Genomic DNA, 9,996 nt, shown 5'->3' on the forward strand with positions numbered 1-9,996 from the left:
TGTCACGGCGCCGCATCGGGCATCGCATCGCCCGCAAGGGCGTCGAGTCCTCGCAGCGGCTCGGGCGGCACCGCTGGACCATAGAACGGACCATGTGCGCCACGAGGCGCTCTGTTTGTATCCCCGGCTCAGCCGGGAGGGACTCGGAAGGAGGTTTCTGGGCCGGATGACTTACCTGGATCCGAAAGGTGAAGGGGACAACAGCATGTCAGAAAACCAGTGACCGGACTCAGTTGTCAGAGACGGTGCGCTGGGTGGCCCGCGCGATATGGCAAAGACTGGATTGTTTGAAGTCCAATCTCCAGAAGATGCAAGTTCTCATCCGCCGGAAACGACAGCTGAAACCGGCGCCGCGCTCTGCCCCGGCTTTTATGGTTGGCCGGGGCACTTCCGGGGTGCGGGGCGATGTCCAGCGAGGACATTCAAGGAGATGAGTGGGACGCCTAAGTCGCGCTAGAACGTACAGACAGGGACGAACGTGGGATCGCCTACGGGACGCGAGTCCTATGGCGACGGAGGCCCCGTAGTAGTCGCCGGAGTCACGACCGGCCAGGGAGGACGGGAAAGCCGTCCGCATCGGGCGAAGGGGGCCAGGTGATTCGGACACCACAGAGTCGGGAGGTATGCGAAATGCAGAGCGCCAAAACGGTGCTGGGTGTCCTGCGTGAACGCGGCAGGCGTGGCCTGCCGTGCGAGGAACTGTATCGGCAACTGTTCAATCCGCAGTTGTATCTGCTGGCCTACGGGCGGATCTACGCCAACCATGGCGCGATGACGCCCGGGGTCACGGAAGAAACCGTGGACGGCATGTCGCAGCGGAAGATCGGCCGGATCATCGAGGCGATGCGCCACGAGCGCTACCGTTTCCGTCCGGTCCGACGTGTCCATATCCCGAAGAAGAACGGGAAGATGCGTCCGCTGGGGCTGCCGACCTGGTCGGACAAGCTCGTCGGTGAAGTGATCCGCCTGCTGTTGGAGGCGTATTACGAGCCGACGTTCTCCGACCGCTCCCATGGATTTCGTCCCCGCCGTGGCTGCCATACCGCTTTGCGGGAGGTGGACCACACCTGGACCGGGACGTCCTGGTTCATCGAAGGGGACATCGCCGACTGCTTCGGCAGCCTGGACCACCAGGCCCTGCTGTCGATCCTCGGCGAGAAGTTCCATGACCAGCGGTTTCTACGGCTGGTGCGCAACATGCTCAAGGCCGGATACCTGGAGGACTGGAAGTGGGGCGCCACGCTCTCCGGAGCGCCGCAGGGCGGAGTGGCCTCCCCGGTCCTGTCCAACATCTACCTGCACAAGCTGGACGAGTTCGTCGAGAAAGTTCTTGTTCCGGAGTACACCCGAGGAAAACGCCGGGCCCGAAACCCGGCCTATCTGGAGTTGCAGAATCTGCTGGCGAAAGCCCGTCGGCGCGGCGACCGGGTCCAGGCCCGCGCACTGCGTCAGCGGATGGTCAGCCTGCCGAGCTCGGATCCGAACGATCCGGCATACCGCAGGCTGCGCTACATACGCTACGCGGACGATCACCTCCTTGGTTTCACCGGACCGAAATCTGAGGCCGAGCAGATCAAGCAACGCCTGGCCCAGTTCCTGCGTGAAGAACTCAGGCTGGAACTGTCCCAGGAAAAGACGCTGATCACTCATGCCCGCACCCGGGCAGCGAGGTTTCTCGGCTACGAGATCACGACCCAGCACAACGACACGAAGAAGACCGGCCGTTACCGTCGGGTCAACGGCCAGATCGCTCTCCGTGTCCCACGGGACGTGATCAAAGCCAAATGCGCCCCCTATCTCGCCCGCGGAGAACCCGCGAAGAAGACGGCCCTGATCAACAGCACCGATCACGCGATCGTGGCGACCTTCGGGACCGTCTACCGGGGCATCATCCAGTACTACCTGCTCGCCGGAGATGTCTACCGGCTGCACCGGCTGCAATGGGTCATGGAAACCTCCATGCTCAAGACCCTCGCGGCCAAGCACCGTTCGTCCGTGTCGAAGATGGCCGCCAGGCACAAGGCCAGAATCGACACGCCCAACGGGCCCCGCGTCTGCTTCGAGGCCCTTATCGAGCGGAAGAACAGGAAACCACTGGTGGCACGGTTCGGCGGAATGCCCCTCCAACGGCAGCGAGCGGCGGAACTCGCCGACCGCGAGCCGGTCCGGGTGGACTATCCGCAAAAGGAACTCATCGCGAGACTCCTGGCGGACACCTGCGAAATCTGCGGGAGCAAGGGCAACGTGCAAGTGCACCACGTCCGTGCTCTCGCCGACCTCGCACATGCCGGATGGCAGCCCTCCGACTGGGCGCGGGTCATGCTCCAACGGCGCCGCAAAACGGTCGTGGCCTGCGACGTCTGCCACGATCGCATCCATTCGGAACAGCCAGCCAGAACACTCACGCAGTAGTCACTGGAGAGCCGGATGACCGGGAAACCGTCATGTCCGGTTCGGCGGGAGGCCGCGCGGAACAGGACCTGCCACGGCAGGCACCTCACCGCGCGGCCGACCCAACGGCCTGGCTCGCCGGCTGCCGCCGACTCCACCGCCGCTACGAACGCAAGGCCGATCACTTCCTCGCCTTCACCAGCATCGCCTGCACCCTCATCTGCTACCGCAGACTCGCCAAATGAGATGACTTCTAAGCGACGGCCGATCGATATCGGTCCGGACGGCAGCCTGATCGTCTGCATAGTGTGCGGCTACGGACTTGCCCCACTGGAGGACGTCATGGCCGCTGGCTCCATGCGCACCTGGTACGAGGGCAGGCTGATCGCAGTGCGGGCAGTTCCGAACAGCCGTCGGCGCCAGAGGGTCGACGGTTCCGGGGGTCGGCTGCGGGGTGGGCGGAAGGGTTCGGGGATGCTCCCCGAGACGTCGGGCTCGTTCGTCGTCGCGCATCCGGTTGCGTTGCCTTTCCGACTCGCGACGGCAGTCGGGTGAGCAGTAGTTTGCGGATGGACTCGCCCGGGCTCTGGCCACGGTGCGGGGCCGGTTCTCTTCCGCCCGCACGGTGGAGAGCGGGGAGGAACCGGTGCCCCAGGGCACCGAGGACTGCGGGGCCTGGTTCGAGCGCATGCGCCGAGAGGTATCGGCGCCGGACCCGGCAAAGCGGTGGGCCGTGGTGAAGTGCTGGGCGCAGCAGATACCGGTGGTGAACGACTGGCGATTAGTGTTTGAGCAGGGTGCGTGCGAGCTTGAGCCACTGGTCCAGCGTGGTGGTGGCTCGGCCGTCGTCGATGGCGGCGCGGGCCGTGGTGAGTGCGTCGGCGAAGGCGGCGTGGAGGTCATCTGCCTGGTCGAGGGTGCGGTGTGCGGCCAGGGCGCCGGCGGCGTTGGCGAGGACGGCGTCGCGGGCCGCGCCTTGTTCTCCTCCGAGGACGCGGTGGACAGCGGCGGCGTTGTAGCGGGCGTCGCCGCCGTGAAGTCCGTCGGCTGTTGCGCGGGTCAGGCCGAAGTCGGCGGTGTCCAGGGTGACTTCGTGTACGCCGTTGCTGGTGGTGGCCCAGACACTGGTGGGGGCGGTGGTGGTGATCTCGTCGAGCCCGTCGTTGCCGCGGACGACGAGGGCGCGGGTTCCGCGGTCGGCGAGAACCTGGGCCAGCACCGGGGCGAGTGCGCGGTTGGAGCAGCCGACGAGGGTGGTTCCGGGGCTGGCGGGGTTGGTCAGTGGGGCGAGGTAGTTGACGGCGGTGGGTACGCCGAGGGCTTTTCGGACCGGGATGGCGTTTCGCAGCCCGTGGTGGAAGCGTGGGGCGAAGGTGAAGCCGATCCCGATGTCGTTCACGCACCGTGCCACGGCGTCGGGGGTGAGGTCCAGGGGCAGGCCCAGGGCCTCGAGGACGTCGGCGCTGCCGGCCTTGGAGGAGACGGACCTGCCGCCGTGTTTGACGACGGGGACGCCGGTGGCGGCGACGACGATCGCGGCCATGGTGGAGACGTTGACGGTGTGGGCGCCGTCGCCTCCGGTGCCGACGATGTCGAGTACCTGGGTTCCGTCGACCGGGAGCGGGATGACGCGGTCCATGAGTGCGTCGAGCAGGCCGCGCAGTTCGGGGGCGGATTCGCCCTTGGCACGCAGGGCGATCAGGAATCCGGCCAGTTGGGCGGGGCCGGCGGCGTCGTCCATGACTTGCCGCATGGCCCATGCGGTGTCGTCGGCGGTCAGGTCGGTTCTGGTCAGGAGCGTGGAGAGCAGTCGGGGCCATGTCCGGGGCTCGGGCACGAAGGGGTTCCTCTCGGTACGGCTACCGGCGCCCTCGGTGCGCGGCGGCCGATGTCGGCGAGCGTACCGAAACCGTTTTCCCCTTGTGTCGTGCTTTCGGCCAGCGGCGAAGGACGGGGCGTCGGCTGGGTCCGTGCACTCGGGACCGGCACGGTGCTGCTCAACCGTGCGGCGTCGCTGCCCGCTGCCGGCTCCGTCAGATTCCTGCTTCAGTTGTCGGGCCGGGAGTGGCTGGTGAAGTGGAGCCAGGCGGTCAGTGCGTCTCGCAATTCGGTGGCGCTGGCTCTGCTCAGCGGCTGCCCGGGCAGTGCAGGATGGAGGCGGATGCCGGCTGCGGTAGCTGACCAGCTGCCAAAGGGGGCCCGTGACGGTCTGATCGTCTGGTGATGGGCGAGCAGCCGGATCATTGCCTGGGCCCTGGAGGGTGTTGTGCGGGTGTGGTCCGGGCGGCCCTGGAGGCGCACGGGCCGGTTCGGCAGGCCGAGGGAGGTTCTGAATTCCCGGATCGCTTCCTCAAGTGTGGTGCCTGCGGGTGGTGCTGTTCCTGTGAAGGCGTCGGTGAGTTCGCGGTGCGGGAGTTCGGGCCGTCCGGACAGATCTGGTGGCAGTTCTTCGTCGACGGGCAGTGTGACGGCGCCGGGCGGGATCAGCGCCCGGGTGTATCCCTTCTGCGTGTAGGCGGTGTGGTGGTTGCGCAGATCGGCGATCGGCCTGCTCAGAGGGTGTTCGCCCTGGAACAGGGACACGTTCGGATGAGCCAGTGCGTGAGGGACTTCGGGATGGGCCAGCTTCGCCGGCCGTCCGTAGAGCCCGTGCGACCGGTACAGCACACCGGATTCGGATACCAGTATCGTCACCTGCCGGCCGGTCGTGTCATTGCCCAGTCGGAATCCCACTACCTGTGTCGGCATGACCTGCCCCTCTTCGTGTCGAACTGCGCCCACAGTAGTGACTTCTTGCCGTCCGTATCACTGGTTCGCGCCGACCTCGGTCTGAGCGCGGGGCCGGCGAATCGCCTGCCCCGCCGGGCAGGTATCGGCCCAGTTCCTGTCATGGTCAGACCGGGCCCGTCGTGCTCGGCGAGCGGGTTTGGGGAGAGACCCGGGTACCGCGCCCCAAGCCGACTGTCCATCACCGAGGCGGACTGGGGCTGGACGTCCACCCACCACTCCGCCCCGGTCCTCCTCCGCCACGTCGCGTTGTCCCGCGGCCTCACCAACGAAGACTTCGCAGTCCTCGGTCAATGGCTGCGGGTCGCTTGAGGCTCCCCCGTTGATCCACAGCTGTTGGCAATTGCCCGTGCATGAGGCTGGGGAGACCGGTGCGCGACCGTTTCCGGGGGTGCCCGACCGGGCCCCGCCTTGTGGCCGTGTCACGTGCTTGTCGGCTGGGCCCGGGGTTGGGGCCTCGCGTACCGCGACGGGACGAGGTCTTCGCACACCTGCGCAAAGCGCACATCGGCGTCGGCGTCCATTACCCGCCGAACCACCTCCAGCCTGCCTTCGCGACCTGGCGCCGCCCACTGCCCGCCACTGAGCAGGCCGGTGAGCAGATCCTGAGCCTGCCCTTCCACCAGCACCTCACCGAGGGCGACATCGCCCACGTCGTACGCGCCCTGCGCGCCGCGCTCGATGCGACCGACACCACCCCACGGGCGTAGCAGGGTCCGGGCACTCAGCCGGATGCGTCGGTCAGCAGCACGTCCACCAGCCTGTCCGCCGCATCCGGGCGCCCCTGGGCCTGCGCCGCCGTCGCCATGGCCTTCCTGCGCCCGGGGTCTTCAAGGAGTGGGCCCACGGCCCCGCGAAGACGCTCCCCGGTAACCTCCCCCACCAGTGCGATGGCCGCGCCGGACTCCTCCAGATGCCGGGCGTTGTGCGCCTGCTCGTTCCCGGCCGAGGACGCGAGTGGGATGAACACGGCGGGCTTGCCCAGGGCGGTCAGCTCGGAAAGCGTTCCGGCGCCGCTGCGCGAGATCACCACATCGGCCAGGGCCAGCACGTCGGGCAGCTCCGGCCCCACGAATGGCGTCAGGTGATACCTGGCAGCAACGTCGGCGGGAAGCGCCGCTGCCCGCGCAGCCAGCGTCTCAAAATGAGCGGGCCCGCATTGGTGCACCACGTTGGCCCGTTCAAGCAGCCACGGCAGTTCCCCGCCGACCAGGTTGTTGATCTGCTGCGACCCCTGTGCCCCGCCGGTGACGTACACCGTGGGCAACGCGCGGTCGAAGCCGAGCCCCAGGGCGGCCACGGCCTTGTCCGGGTGACCGACCAGCACCTCCGGACGCACGGGGTTCCCGGTGACCACCGCGAGCGGGCGCACGCTCTCGGCAAGGAGCGGCAAACTCGACTCCGAGGACACCGCGATCCGCGAGGCGCTGCTGGCGAGCCTCCGGTTGGCGAGCCCGAGCCGTACGGTCTGTTCGTGCAGTACCAGCGGGACCTTGCACATCCGGGCGGCAAGTCCGGTCGGCACCGCCACGTAGCCGCCCGTCGCGAGCACCACGTGCGGTTGGAACTTCGCGACCGCTTTGCGCGCCTGAGCGACGCCGAGCGGCACGCGCGCCATGTCCCGCATGTTCGCGGGCGACACCATCTTCAACGGGTTCGACGAACGCCTCACCTTGCCGGTGGCCACCGCCGTGAACGTGATCCCCTCCGCGTCGGCAACGCGCGCCTCCAGACTGTCGGCACTGCCGATCCACTGCACATCGAGCGAGCGTCCCTGCGCCGTCAACCGCTCCCGCAGCGTGCGGATCGCGGTGAGAGCTGGGTAGGTATGCCCACCGGTGCCTCCCCCCGTCACGATCAGACGGAAGACTGTGGGGAGTTGAGAGGTGGTGTCCACCCGAGGCACTCTAACGTCCAGAGCGGGCTTCTTCGCACGAAGCGCCGATCGCAGACCCGGCGCAGCCGGAGAGCACGGCAGCCTTCCCCGTTCCCTCGCCGGCGCGGCCGCGCTCGGTACCGCCTTCGCCCTCGAAGACTGAACTCTCTGAGCACCGTGCACCATCCGGGCCCAGCATTGAGCATCGTGCACGCTGGTCCAAGAACACTGTGCCTTTTAACGTCATAAAGGTGCTCCCGGCCTGGGCGTCTACCGGCCCAGGTACACACCGGCTCGGCATTTCTGCTGGCAGACCGTAGCTCTTCCAGCGCTGCCTGACGGCGCCACACGGGGCAATTCACTACTACAAGGGGGAAACCGCAGTTATGAGGATCAAGCGAACGACTCGTGTGACGGCCGTCGCTGGGGCCCTTGCGTTGGCCGTCGTTCTGTCTGGACCGGTGCCGGCGCAGGCGGGGCAGGGTTGCGACATGGGGTGTTCGCGAACCGTCAATGACTCCACCGAGACTGTGCACGTGGCTCGAAACTGGTGCACGGGGACTGGGACACCTTCCAGGTCGATGCGCACTGGTGCTACAACGTCTGGTTCGACGGGCCCGGCCCGCTCTATCTATGGCGGACCTACAGCCAGGCCAAGAGCAGCAAGGATGCGTGGGTGAAGGTGTCCAATGGATACATCGCCCATGTCTGGGCCCAGAAGTACGGTTCCTGCCCGGAGTAGCCGTGCCGGATGACGGAATCGCGGCGGCGTCCGTGTCAGTCGGCTAGGGTGAATCCCTGGGACTGGTCGAGCGGGAAGGGGGATCCGGGCTTCTCGGGTGTCCAGCCTTTGGCGCGAGCCATGCGGATGGTCTCGGCCACCTCCGCGGGCAGCACGGGCCTGGCGGGGATTTCGAACAAGTTGCTCGGATGCGGCTGGTTGGTGGTGACCACCAAGGTGGTGCCAGGTGTCTCGGCCTGTTCGACGGCATAAGCCAGCGGACGCCAGCCCAGCCCCTGGGCATAAGTCGCTCGTCCTCGGACTCTCCATCGGTAGGTGACGCCGTCGACGATGATGCGGCGTGAGCCCTTCTTGACTAGCGCCATGACCTCCTCTTTCTGCCGAATGGACAGTAGTCAATGGTCCCTGCTGTGTCGCATGGATTCCGGCTGGTGAGGCTCACCCTCTCCGCCTCTGCCTGTGTCAGCTGCAGGTTCCGATCACAGTGGTCCTTGGTGCGGGAAGGCGGCTGACTCGGCTCGCGCGGGCGGCTGACTCGCGGAGGTGGACGATCTCCTCGCCCTGGACGGCGACTCGGGACAGGGCCTGGGTGTGGAAGTCGGTGAGCTCGTTAACTGCTCGCTCCGACTGGACCAGCCGCTCCTTGAGTTTGGTGATCTCTGCCTTGAGCCGGGTGATCTGGGCCTCGCGAGGGTCGGGGATCTCGCTGGCTTGCTGGAGAGCCTGCAGGCGCCGCTCGAACTCGATGCGGAGGTGAGCGTAGGGGCGGCTGCCGTAGAAGGCGGTGCGGTCGACGCCCGCTTCGCGGGCAAGGGTCTTGATGTCGCACTTTCCGCCAGGCGGGATCTCTCCGCGGAGGAGCCGGTCCATGGCGGCTCGGATGAGGTTCTCGTTCTCGGCCCGCCGGGCTGCGGAGATTCTCATGCGGACTCCTCGTCGGCTGTGACAGTGGCGGCGTCGATCTCCGCGACGACGCGGAGGGCCCGGTCGTGGTCGGTCTGAAGCCGGGCGCGTTCGGTCTTGCGGGTGGTGCCGAGTTGGCCGAGGAAGGTCTTGGACCGTTCGGCGTGCTCGGCCCAGACAGGCCGGTGGCAGGGATGGTGCGTGGCCTGCGGACAGCGGGCGGAATCACACATCCCGATCAGCGGGCGGTCTGTGGTGGGGGTGTCCATGAGTTTGAGGCAGAGAGCCCGGGACGGGTCGGTGAACCAGCAGTAACTCGCCGGTGCAGGACCTTCGCGCGTTTGGTCAGGAGGTTGAGGACATCGCGGTCGTTGCGCTGGGTCTTCGGGGCCGCGGCCGCGGGTGCGTCGGTTCTCGTACGGGCATCGGAGGGCAGCCCAGCTGAGACGCCCTGCGCCGCAGGCGGTCTCTAAACACCGGAGCGACATGACGCCCCGACATTGCGGCCTCTACGATCAGAGCGTTCCCGAACCGCCGGGCGCAGGCGGGGACGACGACAACCCGTACGGATCGAAGGAGAGTTCGTGACCGAGCAGCCGTCGGCCGCACCGCACCCCGACCACGAGGGCTTGTCCGCGCTGTACATGGCCGAGCTAGCCGTGCACCGCGAGCGCTGGCAGCTGACCGTCGTCGCACCGGGGCCCGAGGTCGCCGTCGACGCGCTCGACCTCGGCCCGGCCGACACCCTCGCCGTCGCCGACCCGGACGGCCCCGGGCACCACCTGATCCTCCCGGGCCCGGACCCCCAGCCCATTCCGCCGCTCACGGACGCGATCCGGCTGCTCCCCACGGTGGGCTACACCGTCGCCCCCGCCTCCGGGGCCGACCCTGCCAAGCTCCAAAGCTGGAGCAGTTCTGCGCGTTCAGCATGTCTCATGAGACATGCTGAACGCGGACGTACGGCGCTGAAGCCTGAGGCTGGCAGGGCTTCTTCGAAAGAAGCCCAATACTCTAGGGCTGCTGGGGCGGGGGCATGTTCTCGAACGTCTCGACCGGTACTGGGCCGAGGATCACGTACGGCACAGTGACGTGGACTCCGCACTCAGTTCCCGCGTCGATCACCCCATGGCACACCGGTCCGAGCAGGGCAAGCCTAGAGGAGACTTCCTGCATCGGATTCCCGTCGGGGACCATGCCTAAGTCCAATACCGTTCAGTTAAGTGGCTCTGGGATATTGTGGGGGGATGCCGCGTTCTGGTTGGGTGAAGCCGTCTTCTGATGTCCGGTTGTCGGATTT

At 67.2% G+C, this 9,996-nt stretch carries 10 protein-coding genes and 2 pseudogenes; 5 read left to right on the forward strand and 7 right to left on the reverse strand.

Annotated features, from left to right (window positions below; translation table 11 throughout):
* From ACFC79_RS37820 to ACFC79_RS37830, 3 genes and pseudogenes are all read left to right on the forward strand, one after another.
* Positions 1-95: pseudogene (locus tag ACFC79_RS37820) on the forward strand (IS5/IS1182 family transposase); the annotation flags it as partial.
* A 535-nt stretch (positions 96-630) separates the two neighbouring features.
* A complete protein-coding gene (locus tag ACFC79_RS37825; protein WP_376249765.1) occupies positions 631-2,412 on the forward strand; it encodes a reverse transcriptase domain-containing protein in 1,782 nt (593 codons plus the stop codon).
* Positions 2,413-2,519: 107 nt separating this feature from the next.
* Positions 2,520-2,636, forward strand: a pseudogene (locus ACFC79_RS37830) (IS5/IS1182 family transposase); the annotation flags it as partial.
* 536 nt (positions 2,637-3,172) lie between these two features.
* On the opposite strand, the gene trpD reads toward ACFC79_RS37830, so the two are convergent.
* On the reverse strand, positions 3,173-4,228 hold the full coding sequence (trpD, locus tag ACFC79_RS37835) for an anthranilate phosphoribosyltransferase (protein ID WP_376249767.1): 1,056 nt from the start codon (positions 4,226-4,228) through the stop codon (positions 3,173-3,175).
* A gap of 209 nt (positions 4,229-4,437) precedes the next feature.
* Positions 4,438-5,139: a hypothetical protein gene (locus tag ACFC79_RS37840; protein ID WP_376249769.1), complete on the reverse strand. Its 702-nt coding sequence runs from the start codon at positions 5,137-5,139 to the stop codon at positions 4,438-4,440.
* 488 nt (positions 5,140-5,627) lie between these two features.
* Here ACFC79_RS37840 and ACFC79_RS37845 point away from each other — a divergent pair, with 488 nt between their 5' ends.
* Positions 5,628-5,888 carry a DegT/DnrJ/EryC1/StrS family aminotransferase gene (locus tag ACFC79_RS37845; protein WP_376249771.1) on the forward strand — a complete coding sequence of 87 codons (261 nt, stop codon included), beginning with the start codon at positions 5,628-5,630 and terminating at the stop codon, positions 5,886-5,888.
* Positions 5,889-5,902: 14 nt separating this feature from the next.
* Here ACFC79_RS37845 and ACFC79_RS37850 read toward each other — a convergent pair whose 3' ends face one another.
* On the reverse strand, positions 5,903-7,075 hold the full coding sequence (locus ACFC79_RS37850) for a glycosyltransferase (RefSeq protein WP_376249773.1): 1,173 nt from the start codon (positions 7,073-7,075) through the stop codon (positions 5,903-5,905).
* Between the two features lie 529 nt (positions 7,076-7,604).
* On the opposite strand from ACFC79_RS37850, the gene ACFC79_RS37855 reads away from it, so the two are divergent.
* A complete protein-coding gene (locus tag ACFC79_RS37855; protein WP_376249774.1) occupies positions 7,605-7,796 on the forward strand; it encodes a hypothetical protein in 192 nt (63 codons plus the stop codon).
* Between the two features lie 35 nt (positions 7,797-7,831).
* Here ACFC79_RS37855 and ACFC79_RS37860 read toward each other — a convergent pair whose 3' ends face one another.
* The 4 genes from ACFC79_RS37860 to ACFC79_RS37875 all read right to left on the reverse strand — a co-directional run bounded on the left by ACFC79_RS37860 (position 7,832) and on the right by ACFC79_RS37875 (position 9,478).
* The gene (locus ACFC79_RS37860) at positions 7,832-8,161 is read right to left on the reverse strand and encodes a hypothetical protein (protein WP_376249776.1); all 330 of its coding nucleotides are present in this window, start codon (positions 8,159-8,161) and stop codon (positions 7,832-7,834) included.
* Between the two features lie 97 nt (positions 8,162-8,258).
* Positions 8,259-8,720, reverse strand: a complete 462-nt coding sequence (locus ACFC79_RS37865) for a hypothetical protein (protein WP_376249778.1) — start codon at positions 8,718-8,720, stop codon at positions 8,259-8,261.
* Positions 8,717-8,968 carry a hypothetical protein gene (locus ACFC79_RS37870; protein ID WP_376249780.1) on the reverse strand — a complete coding sequence of 84 codons (252 nt, stop codon included), beginning with the start codon at positions 8,966-8,968 and terminating at the stop codon, positions 8,717-8,719. The genes ACFC79_RS37865 and ACFC79_RS37870 overlap by 4 nt, the downstream gene beginning before the upstream one ends.
* A gap of 384 nt (positions 8,969-9,352) precedes the next feature.
* Positions 9,353-9,478, reverse strand: a complete 126-nt coding sequence (locus tag ACFC79_RS37875; protein WP_376249782.1) for a hypothetical protein — start codon at positions 9,476-9,478, stop codon at positions 9,353-9,355.
* Positions 9,479-9,996: the final 518 nt, after the last annotated feature.

The organism is Streptomyces sp. NPDC056061 (assembly GCF_042266885.1).
Lineage (GTDB): Bacteria > Actinomycetota > Actinomycetes > Streptomycetales > Streptomycetaceae > Streptomyces.